General features: G+C 48.2%; 18 protein-coding genes. 6 read left to right on the top strand and 12 right to left on the bottom strand.

What is annotated here, in order from left to right:
• Positions 1-6 precede the first annotated feature (6 nt).
• The 3 genes from GXP69_RS00900 (at position 7) to GXP69_RS00890 (ending at position 4,929) form a co-directional block, all read left to right on the top strand.
• Positions 7-1,521 (top strand): OmpP1/FadL family transporter, encoded by a 1,515-nt coding sequence (locus GXP69_RS00900; protein WP_163911121.1) that lies wholly within the window; start codon positions 7-9, stop codon positions 1,519-1,521.
• 169 nt (positions 1,522-1,690) lie between these two features.
• On the top strand, positions 1,691-3,925 hold the full coding sequence (locus tag GXP69_RS00895; protein WP_163911118.1) for a S9 family peptidase: 2,235 nt from the start codon (positions 1,691-1,693) through the stop codon (positions 3,923-3,925).
• A 200-nt stretch (positions 3,926-4,125) separates the two neighbouring features.
• On the top strand, positions 4,126-4,929 hold the full coding sequence (locus GXP69_RS00890; protein WP_163911115.1) for a YybH family protein: 804 nt from the start codon (positions 4,126-4,128) through the stop codon (positions 4,927-4,929).
• Position 4,930: 1 nt separating this feature from the next.
• Here the strand turns inward: GXP69_RS00890 and GXP69_RS00885 are convergent, their stop codons facing one another.
• From GXP69_RS00885 to GXP69_RS00870, 4 genes are all read right to left on the bottom strand, one after another.
• Positions 4,931-5,764 (bottom strand): RelA/SpoT domain-containing protein, encoded by an 834-nt coding sequence (locus GXP69_RS00885; RefSeq protein ID WP_235925518.1) that lies wholly within the window; start codon positions 5,762-5,764, stop codon positions 4,931-4,933.
• Between the two features lie 81 nt (positions 5,765-5,845).
• Positions 5,846-7,291 (bottom strand): aldehyde dehydrogenase, encoded by a 1,446-nt coding sequence (locus GXP69_RS00880; RefSeq protein ID WP_163911112.1) that lies wholly within the window; start codon positions 7,289-7,291, stop codon positions 5,846-5,848.
• An 83-nt stretch (positions 7,292-7,374) separates the two neighbouring features.
• Positions 7,375-7,983 carry a hypothetical protein gene (locus tag GXP69_RS00875; protein WP_163911109.1) on the bottom strand — a complete coding sequence of 203 codons (609 nt, stop codon included), beginning with the start codon at positions 7,981-7,983 and terminating at the stop codon, positions 7,375-7,377.
• A 35-nt stretch (positions 7,984-8,018) separates the two neighbouring features.
• Entirely contained in the window at positions 8,019-8,807 is a 789-nt protein-coding gene (locus tag GXP69_RS00870) for an SDR family oxidoreductase (RefSeq protein ID WP_163911106.1), read from the bottom strand.
• A gap of 110 nt (positions 8,808-8,917) precedes the next feature.
• Between GXP69_RS00870 and GXP69_RS00865 the strand changes: the two genes are divergently transcribed.
• Positions 8,918-9,457: a 3-hydroxyanthranilate 3,4-dioxygenase gene (locus GXP69_RS00865; RefSeq protein WP_204281904.1), complete on the top strand. Its 540-nt coding sequence runs from the start codon at positions 8,918-8,920 to the stop codon at positions 9,455-9,457.
• Between the two features lie 277 nt (positions 9,458-9,734).
• Here the strand turns inward: GXP69_RS00865 and GXP69_RS00860 are convergent, their stop codons facing one another.
• The 4 genes from GXP69_RS00860 to kynU all read right to left on the bottom strand — a co-directional run bounded on the left by GXP69_RS00860 (position 9,735) and on the right by kynU (position 15,097).
• Positions 9,735-11,132, bottom strand: a complete 1,398-nt coding sequence (locus GXP69_RS00860; RefSeq protein ID WP_163911103.1) for an FAD-dependent oxidoreductase — start codon at positions 11,130-11,132, stop codon at positions 9,735-9,737.
• A gap of 76 nt (positions 11,133-11,208) precedes the next feature.
• Positions 11,209-11,799 carry an alpha-ketoglutarate-dependent dioxygenase AlkB family protein gene (locus tag GXP69_RS00855; RefSeq protein ID WP_163911100.1) on the bottom strand — a complete coding sequence of 197 codons (591 nt, stop codon included), beginning with the start codon at positions 11,797-11,799 and terminating at the stop codon, positions 11,209-11,211.
• Positions 11,800-11,816: 17 nt separating this feature from the next.
• A complete protein-coding gene (locus GXP69_RS00850; protein WP_163911097.1) occupies positions 11,817-13,286 on the bottom strand; it encodes a potassium/proton antiporter in 1,470 nt (489 codons plus the stop codon).
• A gap of 539 nt (positions 13,287-13,825) precedes the next feature.
• Entirely contained in the window at positions 13,826-15,097 is a 1,272-nt protein-coding gene (kynU, locus tag GXP69_RS00845) for a kynureninase (RefSeq protein WP_163911094.1), read from the bottom strand.
• Between the two features lie 252 nt (positions 15,098-15,349).
• Here kynU and GXP69_RS00840 point away from each other — a divergent pair, with 252 nt between their 5' ends.
• On the top strand, positions 15,350-16,444 hold the full coding sequence (locus tag GXP69_RS00840; protein ID WP_204281874.1) for an amidohydrolase family protein: 1,095 nt from the start codon (positions 15,350-15,352) through the stop codon (positions 16,442-16,444).
• Positions 16,445-16,646: 202 nt separating this feature from the next.
• Here GXP69_RS00840 and GXP69_RS00835 read toward each other — a convergent pair whose 3' ends face one another.
• The 3 genes from GXP69_RS00835 to GXP69_RS00825 form a co-directional block, all read right to left on the bottom strand.
• Positions 16,647-17,057, bottom strand: a complete 411-nt coding sequence (locus GXP69_RS00835) for a hypothetical protein (RefSeq protein ID WP_163911091.1) — start codon at positions 17,055-17,057, stop codon at positions 16,647-16,649.
• Between the two features lie 22 nt (positions 17,058-17,079).
• The gene (locus GXP69_RS00830) at positions 17,080-18,354 is read right to left on the bottom strand and encodes a hypothetical protein (RefSeq protein ID WP_163911088.1); all 1,275 of its coding nucleotides are present in this window, start codon (positions 18,352-18,354) and stop codon (positions 17,080-17,082) included.
• Between the two features lie 94 nt (positions 18,355-18,448).
• The gene (locus tag GXP69_RS00825; RefSeq protein WP_163911085.1) at positions 18,449-19,723 is read right to left on the bottom strand and encodes a hypothetical protein; all 1,275 of its coding nucleotides are present in this window, start codon (positions 19,721-19,723) and stop codon (positions 18,449-18,451) included.
• 316 nt (positions 19,724-20,039) lie between these two features.
• Here GXP69_RS00825 and GXP69_RS00820 point away from each other — a divergent pair, with 316 nt between their 5' ends.
• The gene (locus GXP69_RS00820; RefSeq protein WP_163911081.1) at positions 20,040-20,543 is read left to right on the top strand and encodes a DUF4168 domain-containing protein; all 504 of its coding nucleotides are present in this window, start codon (positions 20,040-20,042) and stop codon (positions 20,541-20,543) included.
• 76 nt (positions 20,544-20,619) lie between these two features.
• Here the strand turns inward: GXP69_RS00820 and GXP69_RS00815 are convergent, their stop codons facing one another.
• Complete coding sequence (locus tag GXP69_RS00815; RefSeq protein ID WP_163911078.1) at positions 20,620-22,149, bottom strand: hypothetical protein; 1,530 nt, start codon at positions 22,147-22,149, stop codon at positions 20,620-20,622.
• Between the last annotated feature and the right edge of the window lie 420 nt (positions 22,150-22,569).

The raw sequence follows: 22,569 nt of genomic DNA, 5'->3' as shown, positions 1-22,569 counted from the left end.
ATGAAAATGAATAAGCTAATTTCTGCCAGCCTGGCGATACTGCTGGGCTGGAGCGGAACCGCTTTTGCTCAGAACGAGGAAGATGCCCTGCGCTACACCCGGCTTGGGCTGCAAGGTTCGGCACGTATACAAGGTATTGGCGGTGCACAAACAGCACTTGGCGCTGATATATCAACTATGGCTACCAACCCGGCCGGGCTTGGCATGTTTCGCAGATCCGAAGCCAATGTAAGCATCGGGTTTACAAATAACAGCACCAACTCTTTGTTTGGGAATAACAGCATACCCGACGAACGCACTACTCTGAACATACCACACGCCGGCGTAGTGTTCAGCAACCGTAGAGATGATAACGATGGCAGCGACTGGCGTGGTACCTCTTTCGGGTTCAGTTTATCCCGGTTAAACAACTTTAATAACCGCTTCACCTATAACGGCGCTACTTCTGCAACAGCTCCCGGACTTGCCGAATACATTTATGAGCGCGCATTGGCAGAAGGCCGTACAGTTGACGACCTGGATGATGAATACAGGCAGGGGTATACTTCGCTGGCAGGCCTGGCTTATGGTACCTATCTGCTTGATGTGCTGGAAGATGATCAGGGCGAATATTACTTGCCAACAGAACGCTTCGGAGCCCTGAATCTGCGGGAAGAACTGGAGCGTCGTGGTTCCCTGAACCAGATCGATTTCGCTTTTGGTACCAGCTTCCGCGATAAGATCTACCTGGGTGCATCGCTTGGCATCGTAACTTCTAAATTTACACAGGAGCGCATTTACCGCGAAAACGAGTCAGACCAGAGTACCGATTTCGCGAACCTGGAACTGCGCGATGAGTTTACGACAGAGGGAGCAGGTGTTAACCTGAAGTTAGGTGTTATAGTCAGACCTATTGATGCGCTGCGCTTTGGTGTAAGTATACAAACGCCAACCGCCTTCAGTTTTACCGAAAGGTATAACCGCTCGTTGTACACCACTTTTGAAGGTACTGCCGGACTGGAGAACTATAGCGCATCTGAACTGCCAGGCGAGTTTTCCTATAGTTTAACTACGCCATTCCGTGCGAACGGTGGTGTGGCGGTATTTATAGGCAAGTATGGCTTCATCACAGCGGATGCCGAATACGTAGACTATAGCAACATGCGCTTTTCTGAAGATGATGATGGCAGCGGTTTCAGCACTTACTTCAGTGGTATAAACAGCCGCATAAAAGATACCTACAAGTCGGCAATGAACTATAGAATTGGAGCTGAAGGACGCTACGAGGTGTTCAGGTTGCGTGCCGGTTATGCCATATCAGAGAGCCCGTATAAGAACAGTGCCTTTGATGCCGCAGTAAATACATTTACACTTGGTGCGGGTGTGCGTCTGCAAAATTACTATGCTGACGTAGCCTTCTCGAGATCGAATGGCAACAGCCTGTACGCACCATACACTTTTGATGATCCAACACAGAACCCGGTAGTGGATATAGACCAGAAGCAGAGCAATGTAATGTTTACAGTAGGCTTTAATTTTTAATAATTAACTTATACTTCCAGTTTAAAAAGCGCAGGGCCTCTGGTCAGGCGCTTTTTGCTTTAAATGCACCAGGCTTTAACTTCCTAAATATGCTTTTAGCATCAATAGTATGGCTTAACAACAATATTGTCCTAAATTAGGGGGACTAAACTATAACTAAACCAATCGCATGCATAGTAAGTTAAGAACTAACCTTCTGGTTGCTGTAATGCTTTGCTTTGCCTTTGTGGCGCAGGCGCAGCAGAAAAAAAACATAACCCTGGAAGATATCTACCGCAAAGGCACTTTCCGCAGCCAGTCGGTATATGGGGTAAACTGGATGAACGATGGCCAGTACTATAGCTCGCAGGTGGCTGACGAGAAGAACAAGGTACAAGACATCGTAAAATATAATGTAACTACAGGCCAGCCTGTTAGCACGATTATAGAGGGGGAAGACCTGAAGCCACAGGGCAGCAACACCCCGATCAGCTACGATGGTTATACCTTTTCATCGGACGAGAAAAAAGTGCTTTTCTCTACAGGCCGTGAGCAGATCTACCGTCGCTCTTCCAAGGCTGATTTCTACATCTACGACATCGCCTCTAAAAAACTGACTAAGCTTAGCAACGGCGGCAAGCAAATGTATGCTACCTTCTCGCCGGATGCGCAGCGAGTGGCTTTTGCCCGCGAAGGCAACATGTTTGTAGTGGACCTGAGCAACATGAAGGAAACTCAGATCACTACTGACGGCAAGTATAACTCCATCATCAACGGATATGCTGACTGGGTTTACGAAGAAGAGTTCTCTTTTGCACAAGGCTTCCACTGGTCGCCGGATGGCAAGAAGATCGCTTTCTATACTTTTGATGAGACCAACGTACCGGAGTTTAACATGCAGATGTGGGGCGAACTATACCCACAGGACTATAAGTTCAAGTATCCTAAGCCAGGCGAGGCGAACTCTATAGTTACCGTATCGGTGTATGATGTGGCTAGCGGTAAAACCGTGAAAATGGATACTGGTAAGGAGACTGATATCTATATCCCGCGCATCAAGTGGACCAACAACCCGAACCTACTTTCTATTCAGCGCATGAACCGTCTGCAGAACACGCTGGAAATTTTGCACGCTAATGCAACTACAGGTAAAGCTGATGTGGTACTGAAGGAAACCGACAAAGCTTACATAGACGTAACAGATGACCTGACTTACCTGAAAGACGGCAAGCACTTTATCCATTCCTCAGAAGTAAAAGGCTACAACCACCTGTACCTGTATAATATGCAGGGTAAACTGGTGCGCCAGATCACGAACGGCAACTGGGAAGTGAGCAGCTATGTTGGCTTTGATGAGAAGAACGACCGCCTGTACTATATGTCTGCGGAAGTATCGCCGCTGGAGCGCCACCTGTACAGCATCAGTAGCAAAGGCAAAAAGAAACAGCGCCTGACCACTACTGCCGGTACGCACCGCGTAAACATGAGCAACGACTTTAAGTATTTCCTGGACTATAGTTCTGCTGCTAACGAGGTACCTACTGTGGCACTGCACACAGCCAAAGATGGCAAGCAGATAAAGATGCTGGAAGATAACACCAAGCTTAAAAATACGCTGGACCAGTTTAACATTGCCAAGCAGGAGTTCTTTACCATGAAAACTGCAGACGGCACACAACTGAACGGTTGGATGATCAAGCCAACGAACTTTGATCCGAACAAGAAGTACCCTGTGCTGATGTTCGTGTACGGTGGCCCGGGCTCGCAGACAGTGACTAATAGCTGGGGTGGTACCAACTACCTATGGTACCAGGTGCTGGCTAACAAAGGCATGGTGGTAGTAAGCGTAGATAACCGTGGCACAGGTGCCCGTGGTGCTGAATTTAAGAAAGTGACTTACGCTAACTTAGGTAAGTACGAGATAGAAGACCAGATTGAAGCAGCCAAGTGGCTGGGCAACCAGAGCTATGTAGATAAGAACCGCATCGGTATCTGGGGGCATAGCTATGGTGGATATATGACGTTGCTGGGCTTAACCAAAGGCAATGGCGTATTTGCTGCCGGTATTTCGGTAGCGCCTGTAACAAACTGGAGATACTACGATACCATTTACACCGAGCGTTTCCTGAAAACACCACAAGAGAATGCTTCTGGTTATGATGATAACTCTCCGCTGTTCTTCGCAGATAAAATGCAGGGCGAGCTACTGCTGATTCACGGTACCGGCGACGATAACGTGCATTTCCAGAATGCTGTGGCCATGCAGGATGCCCTGATCAGTGCTAATAAGCAGTTCGAAAGCTTCTATTACCCGAACCGTAACCACGGTGTGGGTGGCGGCATCACTTCGCTGCACCGCTTCATCATGATGACCGATTTCCTGGAGCGCAAACTGATCAACGCATCAGGCGAAAAAAACCAGTAAGTACAAGGTAAAACTTAATTATAGAGGCCTGCTGGAAACGGTGGGCCTTTTGTTTTAACTATAGGTATGCGCATAGCTATAGTTGTGTGCTGCAGGCTTTACGTGTAACTGCTTAAATTTAAAGCTAATGAAGCGTTAAGCGCCTGTATTTCATTTATATTTGACCTTACTTTTTGCTGCACATATCACCTCTGAAAACTATGAAATTATCTCTCTTGCTGATGCTGCCAGTGCTGATGCTGCCAGTGCTGCTGCTGTGCGCCTTTCAGGCCACCAGAACTACCCGAGAAAAGGAGTTGGAAAGCCTTGCCAATGCCGAACGCGCCTTTGCCGCTACCTCTGTAAAAAAAGGATTTCATCAGGCATTTGTAGAGCACCTGGCCGAAGATGGAATTGTGTTTACACCTAAACCAACCAATGGCAGAAAGCTACATGCCGAAGCTCCCGAAAGCAAGGCCATACTTAGCTGGTATCCAATGAATGCTGATATCTCCGGCTCTCTGGACTGGGGCTATACCACTGGGCCTTATGAATTTAAAGCCAACCCTGAAGATGCAAAACCAGCAGGAGCCGGATTCTATTTATCTGTCTGGAAGAAGCAGCCGGACGGGCAATGGAAAGTAGTGATAGACATGGGTAATTCGTTCTCGCCGGATCTGATCAGGAAAGAAACTTACAAGCCTGCACCGGAAGTTAAAACTGGTAAAGGCAAAGCCACAGATCTGCTGGAGAAAGATGTGCAGCCGCTACAGCCTTATGTAGAAGAAACATTGATCTACCGCCACGGCGAGTACCCGACAAGGTATAAAGACTTAACTATAGCGCAAGCGTCAGATGTAATTTATACAAACCTCGGCCACGATATCTCACCTGCCTCCGACATGGCCTATACCTACGGTAGCTACCAGCAAGGCAACAACAGTGGCCACTACCTGAAAGTATGGAAAGTGCTGGGTGACGAATGGAAACTGGTAGCGCATAACCTGGTGCCCGACCGCAGGTAAACTATAGCAACCTGTTTATCCGGGAGTATAGTTGCTGCTTTTCGGCTTCCGGTATAGGCAGGGTGCGGATATACTCCCGTAACTGATTACTGCGCTCAGGGATAGGTGCAGTACTGTTTAAGGCATCAGCTAGTACTTTAATTTGAGTAATTGTTTCGTTAGCATAGCTTGTAAGTCTGCCGAGTATAAGCAACAGCTCATCAAGCAGGGGGTGAGGGCTATAGTTAGGATAACGGATGCTATGGTCTAATTCACTCCAGGTTTCTTCGAGCAATGTCCTGAGTTGAATCTCAATAAAATAGCGCTGCCTGTCGGGACTTGTAGTTATTACAAAATGGATGGCGCTGTAGCCTCTTGGGTGCACAAATACGTTACAGCCCTTGTTTATAAAAAGCTGAAGCTCTCCGCTGTGCCGGATGTAAGCGTATGGTGGCCGTTTCAGTTCCCATAGTTGCCTGATATGTCTCCCGATCTGCTCCCAGTCTTCTTTATAGAGGTACAATACACGAACACCCGCCAGATCGTTGATGTAGTGCAGGTAATTATGGCGGTTTATATTGCGGTGCGGGTATTCTTTCTTCTTCCGGATGATCTTTTGGAGCAGGTGCAGCGGGTCTTTTAAGCGATACCGCACTGCGTGCACTTCCCTGCAGCGTAGCAGCATCTCAGCCACAAAGCCGGCTATAGTTTTCAGTTCCTGCTTCCTGGAAAGGTAATCATTATAAACAGCAACCAATATATCAGCGTCCAGGCCTTGGGCATGCAGGCTTTCTTCACTCTCTCTTAATTGTGAAAGTATAGTTGCCCGCATAGCTATAGTTGCTGCCTTTGCCATAATGCTTTATGAGCCTACTGTTTTTATACAATACGCTTATAAAGATTAAAGGCATCACAGAGTTTAACGCAATCTTTACAACTATAGCTTCACACACACATTCTGTGGTTCGGTAAAGAAACGCAGCGCTTCAAAACCACCCTCACGGCCAACGCCGGAGTTTTTCATGCCGCCGAACGGAGTGCGCAGGTCGCGTAGGAGCCAGGTATTGATCCAGATAATGCCGGAATGTACCTGGTGTGCCACACGGTGTGCCCGTTGCAAATTGTTCGTCCAGATGGTAGCGGACAGGCCATAGTCGGTGCAGTTGGCGTATTGGATCACTTCTTCTTCGGTATCGAAAGGGGTGAGCGTAACCACAGGGCCGAAGATCTCTTCGGTGTTAGTGCGGCAGTTGTAAGGCAGGCCTTCAACTATAGTCGGCGCTATAAACCAGCCGTTTTCGCAGCGACCATCTACCGCTACGCGCTCCCCGCCGGTAAGTATAGTTCCACCTTCCTGCTTGGCCAGTTCAATGTAAGACAGTACCTTCTGCATGTGCTGCTCCGATACTACTGCGCCCAATTTCGTGCCTTCTTCCATGGGATCGCCCACTTTCATGGCTTTTACCTTCTCTACAAAAGCATCCCGGAACTTCTCGTACAGCGGCCGTTCTATAAAAATGCGTGAGCCACACAAGCAAATCTGGCCCTGGTTGGCAAACGAAGAGTGGATAGTGGTGTGCAGTGCGTTATTGAAGTCACAGTCCGCAAAGATGATGTTCGGGTTTTTGCCACCCAATTCGAGTGACAGCTTCTTGAACATAGGAGCCGCCGTGGCAGCTATAGTTCGTCCGGTAGCAGTGCCGCCTGTAAAGGAGATAACCGGAACTTTCGGGTGAGCCGTCATGGCAGCACCCACTTTGTGCCCGTAACCATGCACAATGTTCAGCACACCGGCAGGCAAGCCCGCTTCTATACAGATCTCCGAGAGTAAGTAGGCCGTCATAGGTGTAACTTCCGATGGTTTGGCAACTACACAATTACCGGCAGCTAGGGCAGGCGCAATTTTCCAGGTAAACAGGTACAACGGCAGGTTCCAGGGCGAGATACAGCCCACTACCCCGTGCGGATGACGAACTGTATAGTTGATGGCATCAGTGCCTTCCATGTAATGCGCTTCGGAAGCAAAGTGCTGGATGGCAGTACCATAAAAGCGCATGTTGCTACTGGCGCGCGGTATATCTACAGACTTAGCCAGTTTTAGCGGCTTGCCATTGTCTATAGATTCGGCTTCAGCCAGGCGGTCCAGGTTCTGATCTATCAGGTCGGCAATGCGCATCATTAGCTGCCCACGCTTTTCGGCTGGCGTTTTAGCCCATGCCGGAAAAGCTGCCTGCGCCGCCTGCACAGCTTGCTCCACATCCTGCTCATCCGAATCCGGAATAAGAGAATACACTTCGCCAGTAGCCGGGTTATAGTTGTCGATGTACTGCCCCGCCACAGGCATTACCAACTGACCGTTTATATAGTTATGTATGTGCTGCACCTTCGGGTAATTATAAATTAGAAATTATGAATGGGTTTGGAATGCTATAGGTTTGACGATTAGTGTGCTGTTGTGTGATGGTGTCAGCCGTTAGACTTTATGAGTTCATTAATCACATGTTCCTGATGGCCTATTGCGGCTTGTCTTCTTATAGCTTCTATCAACTCTACTGCTTCACTGATAGATAAATTCTTGAACAAATACTTCCTGTCCTCTACTCCGTAACGCTCTTGCAAAATGGTGAATCTTTCCTCTAGGGTTACCGAAAATCTAGTGTTTAGCGATAGCCGGTTTATCTCCTGGTTCAGTCTCTCTAATGTGGCAAAGAAAAAATCGTGGCTGTTGTTTCTGAATGCTGTTTCACCATAAAAATAGTCTTCAACGTAGTTGAAGGCAGGCACATTGTAGTAAAATGCTTCTTCTGTATATCCGCCCGCTATAGTTATGAGCTCGTTTTTGATTAATTGTAAGCTGTCATCGAACTGCAAAAAAGGCTTAATGGATTCAACTAACTCAGCAGAGTTTTTCCCTTTGATCAGCTGCTGGCTCTGCTTGTAAATCTGTTCTGATCTTAAATCTAAAACTCTGACTTTTATAGCTGACTCGTTGAGCCTGCTCTTTTCTCTAGAAGAATCCCCCGAGCTACATGAAAGGGTAATAAGAAGTAGAGGTAAGTAGTGTAATAGTTTCATGTGGTTTTGCATTTACTACACTGGCTAACTAACAACTATAAACACCCCGTTCTACCACCATCTACCGGCACATTAATCCCATTGATATAAGCAGCGGCTGGTGTGGCCAGAAACGCAGCAGCGGCGGCAACTTCTTCGGGTTCAGCGAAGCGGCGGGCTGGTATCTCTTTCATCATCTCTTCTTCCACGGCATCTACTTCGGTAGCGGTTTTCTTGGCCTTATTTTCGATGATGGATTCCAGGCGGCCGGTGCGGGTGGCGCCTGGCAACACGTTATTAACCGTTATCCCGAATTGTCCCAGCTCATTCGCCATGGTTTTGGCCCAGCTGGCTACGGCTCCGCGTATAGTATTAGATACGCCCAAACCATGCAAAGGCTGCTTTACCGATGTACTGATAATGTTGATGATGCGGCCATAGTTGGCTGCTTTCATACCCGGGATCACGGCCTTTGCCAACAGGTGGTTCGCGATCAGGTGCTGGTTAAACGCATTCACAAACTCATCTGACACCGCTTCTGTAATTGGTCCGCCTGCCGGGCCGCCGGTGTTATTCACCAGTATGTGTATAGTTGGCTGTTGCTCCAAGTAAGCCTGTACTTGTATGTTCAGGTTATACGGATCCGAGAAATCTGCAACTATAAAATCGTGCTGCTGCCCCTGGCTGTTGTCCAGATCGTGCAAGGCGGCCTGTAGTTTTTCTTCGTTGCGGGCCACCAGCGTTACATGCGCACCTAACTGGGCCAGTTCTACGGCTATGGCCTTGCCGATGCCCTGCGTGCTGCCGCATACAAGGGCGCGTTTATCTTTCAGGTTTAAATCCATAGGTTAAATGTACAAAAATCTATAGTATGAAGTGCAGTTATCCGCAGGTTGGCGCTACCATGTTTGCCGGAATTTCCGTACTTTCAAACAGCAAACACAAAATTAAAACTATGGCCATACAACGACCTTTCAATTTTAAGCAGTGGATAGACGAACACCGCCATCTGTTAAAGCCACCAGTAGGCAACCAGCAGGTATATAAAGGCAACGACGATTTTATTGTGATGGTAGTTGGTGGCCCCAATGCCCGCAAAGATTATCATTACGATGAGAGCGAGGAGTTCTTTTACCAGGTAGAAGGCGACATTGTGCTCAAAATTATAGAAGACGGTAAGCCGGTAGACATCCCGATAAAAGAAGGAGAGATTTTCCTGCTGCCACCGCGTGTACCACACTCGCCGCAGCGCCCGGCTAACACGGTTGGGTTGGTAATAGAGCGTTACCGCAGAGAAGGGGAGCGAGACGGATTTATGTGGTTTTGCGAGAACTGCGGCAACAAACTGCACGAAGACTTTACCGAAGTAACCGATATTGTAAAACAGCTGCCGGTTATTATGGGCAATTTCTGGGACGATGAGCAGAAGCGCACCTGCAGCAAATGTGGCGAAGTGCTGCAACCACCTGCAAAACCCGCCGAAGCCGCTAGATAGCAGATGCCTGGGCTAACAATCAAGCGTTTGCAGTTGCGCCTGATCCAGCCATCTGATGCGGATTTTATACTTCGGGGGCTGTCTGATATTTTTGCTGGCGCGGATCTGCGGTCCGTGACTAACTTATAGTGTTGGATTTGCAATCCAACTGGGGCGGAGGCCAAGCTATAGTTCGACACGAGCGAAGACGCTCGCGCCATAGTAATCTGGTGAATCAGAATGATGAGATACTACCCGCTACTGCTATAGTTGCGGGAAAGAGTAGGTTGATTACTGTTTACTTATCACTACTAACTGAAGACTGCTGATAGGCTTTCAGTTTCTCTTTGTGGATGATCTCCTCTTCAATCAGCTGCTGCACTTCCGGTTTGTTATAGTCTTCTATCGTCTGGATGTGCTTCATTACCTTTTTCATGATCTTGTCCTGCTGGCGTCCGGTTTCAAGAGCATGAGAGTAAGGCATATCCGTGAACGTAACCATGGAGTAGAGTGGTATCCACTTATCCGGGTACTGCTCGTTTATTTTGCCTTCTATCTTTTTGCGAAGCAGGAACCGTGGATCAGCCACCTTATCGCGCATTTCAATAAAGTTCATTACGGCCAGGTCGGCAATGGCGTCGGCGTTGGGTTTGCGGCTCTGCTCAAAAGCTTTAAATAAACCCTTCCAGTCGCCATCAAAGGTTTCCAGCATCTGGTCCAGCACTGTTATGTCTTCGAAGCCGGCATTCATGCCCTGTCCGTAAAACGGTACTACAGCATGGCTGGCATCGCCAATAAGCAGCACTTTATCCTCGTAACTCCACGGGAAACATTTTATAGTTACCAGCGTACCGGTTGGGTTGCAGAAATAATCCTGAGCCAGGTCTGGCATTAGCGGCACTGCATCCGGAAACACCTCCAGGAAAAAGTTAAGCAGGTCGGTGTCGGTTTTGATGGATGCAAAGGAACGCTCGCCCTCGTACGGGAAGAACAACGTACAGGTAAAACTACCATCGGTGTTTGGCAGCGCGATCATCATGTAGTTGCCACGTGGCCAGATGTGCAGCGCATTTTTCTCCAGCGCCCAGCCGCCATCTGGTGTAGCCGGTATGGTCAGTTCTTTGTAGCCGTACTCCAGGTAGCTTTGCTGATAGTTGAAGCGCTCGGTTTTCTGCAGGGCACCCCGCACCATCGAGAAAGCGCCATCCGCCCCAAAAATGAGGTCAGGTTTTATAGTTTCGGTAGATTCAGTATCGTTGTTGCGCAGGTATACCTCGCCGGTTTTAAGGTTCACGTCCTGCACCTGGCGGCTAAAGTGATAGGTAATGTCATCGTTAGGCTCCGATACGTTCATCAGCGCCATATTCAGCCCGGCCCTGGATACAGAATAAATCGCTTGCCCCTCTTTGCCGTACGGCTGAAATGTGAGTTCGCCGCTCTCGCTATGCATCATGCGGCCGTACATTGGGATGGCCACCTTGCGTACTTCCTCTTCTATGCCGATGCCCCGTAAAGTGCGCCAGCCACGGTCGCTCAGCGCAAGGTTTATCGAACGGCCGCCATCCAGGGTGGTCACCCGCATATCGGGTCTGCGCTCGTAAAGGTCTATTTTATGGCCGCGTTTGGCCAGGTACAACGAAAGCAGCGAGCCAACCAATCCGGCTCCCATAATGGCGATGTTCTTTTTTTCCGTCATAGGGTAAAGTATAAGGCTATACTTCTGTTGCTGTAAAGTAATATTTTCCTTCCATTTTTCACAATCTATAGGCTGCTTAGCTTAGAATGTTTCGAAAAGTAAGGTTGATGCGGTGGCCTGTAGCGCGTGTAGTTTTGGTAATGCTGTGAAGCCAGTTACGCTGCGTAGGGCCCTGCATAAGTAGTAAACTGCCGTGCACCAAGGTAAAATACAGGTTTTGCTGTGCTTTGTTGTGCCGGTGCTTAAACCCAAACCTGCGCTCGGCCCCAAAACTGACCGAGGCTATAGTTGGTTCCGGCCCCAGTTCAGGCTCATCGTCGGAGTGCCAGCCCATGCTGCTTTGCCCGTGCGGGTACAGGTTCAGCAGCACGCTGTTGTAGCTATAGTTGGTGGCTTGTTCTACCTGCGTTTTTAACTGCTGCAGCACAGGCAGCCAGGGTTGCGGCTCATTTTTAAGACCAGAATATGTGTAAGCTTTATCGCCATACCAGGCAGTGAGGCGGGGCAGCGGCATCTCTTTGCCAAACATTCTTATCTTTTCCTGCTTCCAGGTTACCTGTTGCTGTAGTTGGGTAAAGTACAGGTCACTTTCCGCAGCACTAAAAAAGTTGGGGGCATACCATACGTCGGCATCGGGCAAGGGTAATTTCCGGAGGAGAGGGTGCATAAACTATAGTTTGTTGTTTAGACGGTTATTCCCAGCGCTGTGTTTACTTTCTCCAACTCGCTGTCGTTGTCGATCATGACCAGCAGCTTGTCGTTGGGTTCAAGCACGGTGGCGCCGTTTGGAGTTACGTATTTGCCACCGCGGTTTATAAGTACGATCAGCGATGACTTAGGAAACTGCAGCTCAACTATGGACTTTCCGTTTGCCAGGCTGTCTGGGGTAAGCTCTATCTCTACGAGTGCATTCTTCATGTCATACCCCATTTCATCGCCCAACTGCAGCCGCTTTAAAGCCCTGTCGCGGCGCGAGAGGCGCAGCCACCCTGCCACCTGTGTTAGCGTAGTGCCCTGCAGCATAACCGAGGTGAGTACTATAAAGAAAACGATATTGAAGATCATGGTGGACTTCTCTACACCGGCCAACATGGGGTAGGTGGCAAACACAATGGGCACAGCGCCCCGTAACCCCACCCACGAAATATACACTTTGTCGCGGAGGGTGCTGCGGAATGGGATCAGGCTTAAAAAAACGCTCAGCGGGCGGGCAACCAGCATCAGGAAAACCGATATAAGCACCCCGGTCCCTAGTACTGGTATCATCTGCGAGGGGAATACAAGCAAACCCAGCGTCAGGAATATCATAATCTGCATGAGCCAAGCGAGGCCATCGTAAAACCGGATAAGGCTTCCCCGGTGAATAAAGTTGCGGTTGCCCAGTATTACACCGGCAATGTAAATGGCCAGAAACCCGTTGCCTTTAATAACCGTGGTAAAAGCAAACGTAAATATGACCATACCCAGGGTTAGCGCCGGGTACAGGCCATCCTGCTGCAACGAAATACGGTTGATCACCCAAACCATAACCCGGCCCATCACAACTCCCATGACGGCACCAATGCTCATCTGCAGGAAAAACATGGGTATCAGGTTCCATAAGCTTGCCTGGCCTTCGTGCAGCACCAGGTAAGTAAAGCTCACGGTCAGGAAATAAGCCATCGGGTCGTTGCTGCCAGACTCAAACTCCAGGGTGGGGCGCAGGTTGTGTTTCAAGCCGATGCTTTTAGAACGGAGTATGGAAAATACCGCTGCTGCATCGGTAGAGGAAACGATGGAGCCCAGTAAAAGCGCTTCGAATAAAGTAAAATCGGTAATATACCAGACAAACAGGCCCATCAGCAGAGCCGTTATAAAAACGCCTATAGTTGAGAGCATGACGCCCCGCCAGAGGATAGGTTTGGTTGTTTCCCAGCGCGTATCGAGGCCGCCAGAGAAGAGAATGATTGTAAGTGCCACAGTGCCCATCGACTGTGCCAGCCCAGGATCGTTGAAGTGGATGTTGCCGATGCCTTCTGAGCCAGCCAGCATGCCCACCCCTATAAAAAGTATCAGCGCCGGAATGCCGTATTTACCCAAACTTTTACTAAGTACTATACTGATCAGCAGCAGTATAGAGATACCTAATAAAATGTTTTCGATCGGGAAACTCATGCAACATTCTTAACAGTAGTTGCTCTTTATACTGAAATCCGACTCAATGTTTTGCTCCGGGTAGCTATTAATCGAAAAAAAGTGGCTGCTGACTGATGAAAATGAGAAAAGAAATGGGATGTTAAACTATAGAAAAGGTAAAGCAGGACTGTATAGAAGGCTGAGTAAATGTCCTCCTTCTGCTGGCGCGGATCTGTGATCCGTGACTTATTTATAGTGTTGGATTTGTAATCCAACTGGGCCGGAGGCCCAGCTATAGTTCGACATGAGCGATGACGCTCGCGCCATTGTAAGCTTGAATTACAGAATGGATCACTTCTACTTCAAGAATGTACTACTAACATAACGCCCTCGCTCGCCTCTGGCGAGTGTGAGTTTCCTTCGGACTCTGGCCGCTTTAACTGTGCCTGAGGCACAAGTGGCGGGACACCACTAAAGTAGCTCACACTCGCCAGAGGCGAGCAAGGGCGCAATACTAGAAACAATAAAGCTCTGTTTTACTGCTGAAGCTATAGAAGCTATAGTTTTGGTAACTATAGTTAATTCTCAAGGCACTGGTGTAGTATTTCAGAGAAGCGATACACTTCCTCGAAGCTGTTGTAAAGCGGGGTAGGGGCTACGCGTATTACGTTTGGTTCGCGGTAATCCACTATAATGCCGGCTTCCATTAATTTGTTAAACAGCACACGGGCATCCCTTTTAACAAGCAGCGAGATCTGGCAGCCGCGGGCTTTCGGGTCGGCTGGGGTTATCATTTCCAGTACATCTTTGCCTACATGCACATCGTTGATCAGGTACTCCAGGTAGCCGGTCAGTCTTTCGCTTTTAGCGCGCAGGTTGTCCATGCCAGCTTCGTCAAACAGCTCCAAAGAAGCGCGGTGTACGGCCAACGGTAGAATCTGTGCGTTGCTCAACTGCCAGCCTGCAGCTCCCTGCATTGGTATAAAGCCTTTCTTCATCTGGAAACGCACGCTGGCATCGTGGCCCCACCAGCCGGCAAAACGCGGCAGGTCGGGGTTGTTGGCGTGGCGCTCGTGCACAAAAACACCAGACGTACCACCCGGGCCTGAGTTCAGGTATTTATAAGTACACCACACGGCAAAATCCACACCCCAGTCGTGCAGCTTAACCGGTACGTTGCCGGCAGCATGTGCCAGGTCGAACCCAACTATAGCGCCGACTTCGTGGCCCGCTTTGGTAATGGCTTCTATGTCGAACACCTGGCCGGTATAGTAGTTTATGCCTCCCATCATCACCAGTGCCAGTTCTTCGGCATTGTCTTTTATGGCTTGCAGAATGTCTTCGGTGCGCAGTGTGTGCTCGCCTTCGCGCGGGTACAGTTCAACTATAGCTTCGTCGGGGTTATAGCCATGGAACCTGGTCTGCGTTTCCAGGGCGTATTGGTCTGATGGGAATGCGCCGGCTTCGGTAATGATCTTGAAACGCTTGCCTTCTGGTCTGTAGAACGATACCAGCATCAGGTGCAGGTTCACGGTGAGCTGGTTCATGATCACCACTTCGCTTTCTTTAGCACCAACCACACGGGCAGCACCGGCAGCTAACAGCTCATGGTAATTAAACCAAGGCTCTTCGCCTTTAAAATGCCCCTCTACAGCCAGGTTTGCCCATTTATACATCTCGTTATCGATATACATCTGCGCCGATTTTGGCTGCAGCCCCAGCGAGTTGCCACAGAAATAGATGGCATCCTGGCCGTTTACCTGCGGAAAGTAAAACTTATCTCTGAAGTGATGTAAAGTATCCTGTTTATCCTGCTCCTGCGCAAAGGCAAGTGTGTTCTGATAGGTCATGTAAGCTTGTGGTTAGCGCCTAAAAGTTTGGCTATAGTTTGTAAAGGTCTGCGAATATACGCATTTGGTGTGTTTTGCTTTTGCTATAGTTGGTTTACATTGTTTAAATTATCAAGTAAGATATCACTATAGTTCTGTTTGCGCAGGAAGCTTTTGCGTTTATAGTTCGTATGTAATGTATAGAATTTGTATATTGTTGGATTGCCCGACAGTGCCGTACCCCTGAATACAGCATTCTCACCCTTTTAAACTATGCACAAACAAACCCCTGCTGAACTTGTACTTACCGATGCCGGTCTGCTGAAGATCGACATACACACGCACATTTTGCCTGCTACCTGGCCCGACCTGCGCGAGCGCTACGGTTATGGTGGTTTTGTACGCCTGGAGCACCACAAGCCCTGCTGCGCCCGCATGATGATGGATAACAAGTTCTTCCGCGAGATTCAGGATAACTGCTGGGACCCGGTTGTGCGCATGCATGAGTGCAGTCAGCATAAGGTGGGGGTACAGGTGCTGAGTACGGTTCCGGTTATGTTCAACTACTGGGCAAAGCCTGAACATACCTACGACCTGAGCAAACTCCTGAATGACCACATTGCCGGCGTAGTCGCTGATTACCCGGACCGTTTTATTGGCTTGGGAACCGTGCCGATGCAGGACACCGACCTGGCGATAAAAGAGCTGGAGCGCTGCGTGAAAGAACTGGGGATGCCCGGTATACAGATCGGCACTAACGTAAATGGCTGCAACCTGGATGAGCCGAAGTTGTTCCCGATTTTTGAAGCTGCCCAGGATTTAGGCGCTGCTATTTTTGTGCATCCCTGGGATATGCTGGGCAAAGACCGAACCAGCAAATACTGGATGCCCTGGCTGGTTGGCATGCCAGCCGAAACTACCGTAGCTATCTGCTCGATGATATTTGGTGGTATATTTGAGCGTTTGCCAAAACTGCGTGTCGCGTTCGCGCATGGCGGCGGTTCTTTCCCGTCAACTATAGGTCGTATTGCTCATGGTTTTGAAGTGCGGCCAGACCTTTGCGCTATCGATAATAACGTAAACCCACGCGAGTACCTGGGCAAGTTCTACTTCGATTCGCTGGTGCACGACCCTATGATGCTGGAGTATCTGGTAAACCTGGTTGGTGCGGATAAAATTGCGTTAGGTACGGATTACCCTTTCCCGTTAGGTGAACTGGAGCCCGGTAAACTCATAGAATCCATGCCTTATGACCTGGCAACTATAGAACGTATGCTGAGCGGCACTGCCCTGGAGTGGCTGAACCTGAAAAAGGAACAGTTTGTGAAAAGGCCAAGTATAAAATCAGCATCCAGTTTAGCGGAATAGTTTAGTTATCTGGTGCAGGTCTCTGTCGTAGCCCTTAAGCTACGTCTCAAAGATGCATCCGTCTAAAAGGCTCTAAAATTTAAACCGGTACAACTATAGCACGCCTGCAGATTTATGCTGTACCGGTAAGGTCAGTGAATAAAAAATCCTGCCCCCGCGCATAGCGGAAGCAGGATATCCTGGTTGCTTTACATGGGTATGCCTAGCGGTGCGGGATAAATGTGACCATGTCTCCATATACCATAGTGTTGGCTGTTCTTACAAAAGGCCTTACGTAGTATGTCGCCTTCTTCTCGAACTGATAATCATCTACGGTTGCTGTAAAAGTGCCGGTGTCATTCGAGCGGCTCCCGAGCTCTACCAATCCGAAAACTTTCTGATCAGCAAAGGGCTTTGTTTTGCCCCATGTAAAGCCGTGTTCCAGAATCGGCTCCGGGCCTGTATGGATAATACTGGCGCTGAACGTTGCCCTTGTAGCAGCAGTATTTGTAACAGCATGGTTTTTCAGCTGGTGATAATCTCTTGCGGGGCTTGGGCTATCGTCGGAGCAGGAAGTAAGCAGTGCCGTAAAAAGCAATACTAATACAATAATATGGCTGGTGTAGTATCTCATGATAAATAAACTATAGTTGTCATTACTTCAGGATGTAAGCGGCTGTCAGGTAGTAAGTCATTGAGTTTTTCAGGTTAAAGGAGTGATCCTTGTTCTCAAATGCCCTGCGCGATAAAAATACGCTGCGCTCGGCTCTGAACTGGAAGGCAACCTTATGCTTTGGGTTAAACTGGTAAGTTGTACCCAGCGCTGCCGTTAAACCTGCATGATAGCTGAAATTAAGATCAGTTTCTGTAATGTCGGTCTCAACATGCCTTACCCCTAACACAAGTATTTCTGTTTCCTGTCTCCTGGTGGCCTTGCTATCAATAACATAGTTGTGCGCCACACCAATACCATAGTATGGGTTAAACTTCTGGTAAGTGCCAAGGTTAAAGCGGGCCATTGTTACCGCAGCCAGGCGTTTCATTTCCACACTGTAATCGCTGCGGTGCTTAAGGTTGGGCCTCATGTTCCCGTGGTAGCCCTCGTATTTCTCTGAGCTAAAGTAAGCGTCTACAATTACAGAGAACTTCTCACTTCTCCTCGGCGACATCAGGTTAAAGTGGCCGCCCACTATCAGGTTAGAAGTTAACGGGAACTCGGCCTTCTGGTCGGAATAATATGCGGTGGTCATGTTCAAGCTTGCAGCATGGCTGCCTATCAGAATGCCTTTCTCTATTTTTACCCACGGCTTGTCCTGTTTATAGGTAATGTTGTTGTTAGGGGAAGCACAGTTGTTGTAAGCCACTACTATAGCCTGTATGTCCGGACCCTTTACTTTTCTCAACACTTTTGTGAGCAACTCTTCCGGCACAGGGCAGTCGTAGGTAAGCGTGTTAAGAAGAATCAGGTGACCTGTAGTGCTGGTGGAAACCATTTGCTGGCCAACCGTACCGCCTACAGCCGAAGTATTTGATTTCGTGCTTATCAGGTGCAGGTCCTCGTTTTCCTTTTGCAGGAAAAACATATTCCGGTACCCGTAAAGGCTCAGCTTTCCGTGGTTCAGCACTTCAACAAAGGTCTTTATCTGCTTTTGCTTCAGATTGGTGATGGTTTTAACCTCAAACATTGCGTCGTTGGTAATACCATAAGCTACGATATCATCAATTCCATACTCCTGCGAAGCGGCCCTTTCATTGGCCTTAAAAATGCACGAGGCATACCGCGCGTTGCCTTCCCTGTACTTTACAAGGCCCCTGAGCGTATCGCCTTCGGCTCTTACAATAAACCCTGGGCGGTAAGTTTGTGCTGTTGCATCGGGCAGGAAGGCCAGCAGGCAAATAGCGGTTAAAACAAATAGATAAGAATGCCTCATGATAAATGTAATAACGTTAGATAGATATCCTGATAAAGTGATAACCTGATAAAGTGATAAGGAGCCAGATTACGATTTGTGCAGCTCTGCAATATTACTTAAATACATAAGCCACCGACAGATAAAAGCTCGGGTTCTGCTCAGGATATAGCGAAAGTCGCGTCTCTGCGTAAGCGCTGGATTTAGTGCCCACACCCTGTTCTGCCCTAACCTGCACAAGGAGCATTTGCTTGCTGCTAAGTGTGTAGCTTGTACCGAGCGCTGCCGTTAAGCCTGCATAATAGGTCATATCCAGGTAAGCGTCAGAGGTTTCGGTGCTTTCGTATTTCACATCGTTAATGGTGGTTTCTTTTCGCTGCACTATACCGGCATTCTCGCTGATAATGAAGTTGCCCGATACACCGGCTGCAACATAAGGGCTTAATCTTTTATGGTTGGCTATTGTGTAACGGGCCATTGCCACTGCCGATACCCTTGAGAAATCTATAGTATAATAGTTACGCTTAAAAATAAGCGGTTCAGGTTGCTCCAGGTAACCCTCGTAACTCTCCTTACTAAAGAAAGCATCCAGCTGAATAGAAATCCTTTCACTTCTTTTTGGCGACAAGAAGTTAAGGTGCCCACCAACTATAAGGTTTGTCTTTGCTGCAAAATCAACGTCTTTGATGGCATATGGTCCTGCAGTAAAGCCAATTTTTGTGCTATGGGCACCAACTAAAACACCTTTTTCGATCGCGAGCCATGGTTTTTCCTGCTTATAAGTTTTGCTGCTGTTCGGAGCCTGGCAGTTATTGTAGGCATTAACTATAGCCAGCATGTTAGGGGCTGATATTTTCCTGAGCACTTTTGTGAGCAGCTCTTCCGGCACAGGGCAGTCGTAGGTAAGCGTGTTAATCAGGATCAGGTGTCCTGTAGATGTAGTTTTAACCTGCTGTTCGCCAGGTGTACCAGTAGTGCCCGGCTCATTGGATCTGGCGGCTACCCGCTGCAGGCCGCCATTCTCTTTTGCCAGGTAAAGCATGTTCCGGTACTCATACAGGCTTAGTTTGCCATGCGTCAGCACTTCTACAAACGTTTTGAGCTGGATGTTTTCGTGGTTAGTAATTTGTTTGCTTTCAAAAAGTCCCTCGTTCAGAATGCTGTAAGCCGTAATATCCTCTGGCTTGAATTTTTGTGCCGCTGCGTTCTCGTCTGTTTTAAAGGTGCAGGATGTGTAGCGGCTTTTGCCTTCCTGGTATTTCACTAACCCCCTGATTGTATCACCTTCGGCTTTTACAATAAAGCCAGGGCGATAAGCTTGTGCGTGGGCCTCAGGCAGGTAGGCAAGTAGGGAGAAAACAAATAGGGCTAAAAGTAAAGTTTGTTTCATAACTATAGTTTATCAACATTTATGCATAAAGCTAATTAAAACATTTTAAGATTAAAATATAGTAAACTATAGATGTTGATAAAGCTGTATTTGCTTTATCCAGCGATAGCTGATAGTAATTTCTCACTGTGCGAAACGACTGGCGCCTTCCATTATTTAACATGCAGTTTGCTGTCCCAACTATAGATTAAGCTGCGAGCAGCCTCTGCCTGAAAACAACAAAACCTTTTAAAAGAAAGTATAAGTTGTTCTGGCCGTTGCTTTTTGCGGCTCGCTAAACCGATTTCACATCTTAAAAAATCAAATCCTGAACCTTATGAACACATTACATAAAAAACTGAAAGGGCTTGCTGTTGCCATACTTTTAGTGGGTGCTACAGCAGTTACAAATGCAGCGTTTGCGCAGCAGCCTGTACAGCCTAAAACGCAGCAAACTAAACCTGCAGCCTTTACTGATGCTGAAATAAAGCAGTTTGCAGATGCCAACAATCGTTTGATGGTGATACAGCAGGAAGGCGAAAAAGCAATGCTGGCTATCCTTACCGAAGAAAAACTGAGCGTAGAGAAATTCAGTGAAATGGCGAAGGCGCACCAGGAGCAGAAAATAAACGAAGTAAAGGCTACCCCTGAAGAGCATGCCGCTTTTAACCGTTCGGCGCAACGCATGATGGAAATGCAGCCTGCCATGGAGCAAAACATGCAGGCCGCTATAGTAAAAGATGGTATGACAGTAGAAAAGTACGAGCAGATTATGATAGCCCTACAGCAGGACCCGGCCTTGCAGGCTAGAGTGCAGAAGCTGATGGAGCAAAAGCAGTAACTATAAACTATAGCTCACAAAAAAGGCGCTGACCCACATCGGGCAGCGCCTTTTTCTGTATTACTCTAAAGCTTGATTATTTGGCAGCAAACTCCATTATCTTAAAGGTCTTGGATTTGCGGTCGTAGTACCCATAGTGCAGCTTATTGCCATAACGGTAAACAGTTTTATAATCCGGCTCCGACTTCAGCTCCTGCTCAAACTTATCCAGCTTGTCCTGCACCAGTTCGCTGGTATCGCTGGCTTTGGTTAGCGTGTTGCTGTCCAGCACAGCTCTGAAGTACGTACTCACACCCGGTCCCGATGGCTGACTATAGCGTTGCCCGTTCGGGTCGTAGAAGTAGCGGCTATAGTAAGGCGAGTTCAGGTAATAGCTCGGAATGTTATAAGCCGGCGTCCAGCGGCCCGGTATCATCATCAGACCGCGCGAGGTGCGGTAATAACGGTCTGGAGTTCGTACCATGCGTGTCATATCAGACGATGGATCGCGTACAGTTGGTGGCTCGTAAGAACCGATCGTGAGCTGAAGCGTGCTGTCGGTAAAGGCATCTACAGTAATAGCAGGCAACCCATCAGCCAGCTTGCGCATGATCCTGTTTGTTTGCTTTACAGTATCCACATCCGATTTAAAAAGGCCACGCACACCCCGCTGGTAAACCGGAGTAGATTTGATGGTGATCTCCTCATCGCCTTTAAAAGTATAGGTTTTAATTGGCTGCAGGTCGTTGAAATTATAGGCAGTCAGGTTCAGCTTATCGTCTTCGAGCTGCAGTCGGAACAGGGTGTCGCGGAACAGGAATGAGTTGAAGACCGGCGAATTACGCTGAGTAATGGCTGGAAGTGTGCGGTAGCTGGTTTCTCCTGTTTCCCAGTCCAGTCGCAGAATTTCGGTGGTCGCTTCTCTTTTAGCACCCTTTAAAGCGTGACCGTCAAAGATCATATAAATAGCGCCATCCCGACTATAGATTTTGCTGCGATGGTAGCCGGCAATCACGGTCCGCTCCATGTCCGGATGAACATACATCAGGTCAGCCAGACGCGAATCACGGGTACGTGAGTCAGGCATTTTAGGCTCAAAGATCTGCAGATCCATTTTTGCTAGTCCCTCCGGTGAGTCGTTGCTGCGGTACAGGTGCAGGCGGTCTTTACGGTCGGTATAAAGCATATAGAAATGGTCATCATCACCAAAACCACCCACAAAGTAAGTGTTTCGCTCTTTCTGCAACTCTACGTCCTGCATGCTTCGGAAAGCACCAGATTTACGGTCAATGGCAAACGGACGCACATAATCGCGGCGGCCATTTTCGTAGCGGCTGTAGAAAATAAAATCGGTAGCGGTTACACGTGTGCCCAGCACCTGCGGATCGCGGTTCCAGCGGTAAGGTATTTCGTGCTGCGCTATAACTGCGCCAGCAGGAGAGAGAAGTGTGAAATGCAGTTTGTTGTTCTGGAAGAAGTATAAACATACATTTCCGTTATCGTCGGCCACAGTTACAAGGTCCTCAGGCCGGCGTAGTGGTAACTCCAGGTTAGCAAACTCACGCTGGGCACTGGCCATCTGTGCAAAGCCCAGGAACATGAGTAAGGTTAGGATGAATCTATGCATAGTTTAAGTTACGAATTACAAGTTATAACAAGCAAATTTCCAGCCAGATTGATAGCTTTTTAAGATAAATTTTGTTTCCTTTTTAAGACCTCACAGTGTGCGCAGCTCTTGTGAGTGTCTGGAGTATAGTCAACTTTTTACTTGTCATCACGAGCGTAAGCCGAGGGATCTTATATATCCTATACTTTCACTATTGTCATTTCGAGCTTAAGCTAGAAATCTATCGCCAACTATAGTTGAAGCTATCCTTCCATAGCTAACCATCGTTGCAACTGGGAACAAGTAGTTTCTTTCATAGCAACTACTGGTCCTGGGAGCTCTACTAACCTACAGTTTCATATCTAGCTTTGGTGCGCTCACGGCCGCGTCTTCGGGCATCGCGCGGTGTACCTTTCTTTTGCTCGTTCCTCGCAATGCCTG

Source organism: Pontibacter burrus (genome assembly GCF_010686685.1).
Taxonomy (GTDB): Bacteria; Bacteroidota; Bacteroidia; order Cytophagales; family Hymenobacteraceae; genus Pontibacter; species Pontibacter burrus.
This window is presented reverse-complemented; position numbering and strand designations above follow the sequence as displayed.

Bases quoted from the DNA above. Each gene is read 5' to 3' on its own strand.
- GXP69_RS00900 (WP_163911121.1), top strand. From the start codon at position 7: ATGAATAAGCTAATTTCTGCCAGCCTGGCGATACTGCTGGGCTGGAGC.
- GXP69_RS00895 (WP_163911118.1), top strand. From the start codon at position 1,691: ATGCATAGTAAGTTAAGAACTAACCTTCTGGTTGCTGTAATGCTTTGC.
- GXP69_RS00890 (WP_163911115.1), top strand. From the start codon at position 4,126: ATGAAATTATCTCTCTTGCTGATGCTGCCAGTGCTGATGCTGCCAGTG.
- GXP69_RS00885 (WP_235925518.1), bottom strand. From the start codon at position 5,764: ATGGCAAAGGCAGCAACTATAGCTATGCGGGCAACTATACTTTCACAA.
- GXP69_RS00875 (WP_163911109.1), bottom strand. From the start codon at position 7,983: ATGAAACTATTACACTACTTACCTCTACTTCTTATTACCCTTTCATGT.
- GXP69_RS00870 (WP_163911106.1), bottom strand. From the start codon at position 8,807: ATGGATTTAAACCTGAAAGATAAACGCGCCCTTGTATGCGGCAGCACG.
- GXP69_RS00865 (WP_204281904.1), top strand. From the start codon at position 8,918: ATGGCCATACAACGACCTTTCAATTTTAAGCAGTGGATAGACGAACAC.
- GXP69_RS00860 (WP_163911103.1), bottom strand. From the start codon at position 11,132: ATGACGGAAAAAAAGAACATCGCCATTATGGGAGCCGGATTGGTTGGC.
- GXP69_RS00855 (WP_163911100.1), bottom strand. From the start codon at position 11,799: ATGCACCCTCTCCTCCGGAAATTACCCTTGCCCGATGCCGACGTATGG.
- GXP69_RS00850 (WP_163911097.1), bottom strand. From the start codon at position 13,286: ATGAGTTTCCCGATCGAAAACATTTTATTAGGTATCTCTATACTGCTG.
- kynU (WP_163911094.1), bottom strand. From the start codon at position 15,097: ATGACCTATCAGAACACACTTGCCTTTGCGCAGGAGCAGGATAAACAG.
- GXP69_RS00840 (WP_204281874.1), top strand. From the start codon at position 15,350: ATGCACAAACAAACCCCTGCTGAACTTGTACTTACCGATGCCGGTCTG.
- GXP69_RS00835 (WP_163911091.1), bottom strand. From the start codon at position 17,057: ATGAGATACTACACCAGCCATATTATTGTATTAGTATTGCTTTTTACG.
- GXP69_RS00830 (WP_163911088.1), bottom strand. From the start codon at position 18,354: ATGAGGCATTCTTATCTATTTGTTTTAACCGCTATTTGCCTGCTGGCC.
- GXP69_RS00825 (WP_163911085.1), bottom strand. From the start codon at position 19,723: ATGAAACAAACTTTACTTTTAGCCCTATTTGTTTTCTCCCTACTTGCC.
- GXP69_RS00820 (WP_163911081.1), top strand. From the start codon at position 20,040: ATGAACACATTACATAAAAAACTGAAAGGGCTTGCTGTTGCCATACTT.
- GXP69_RS00815 (WP_163911078.1), bottom strand. From the start codon at position 22,149: ATGCATAGATTCATCCTAACCTTACTCATGTTCCTGGGCTTTGCACAG.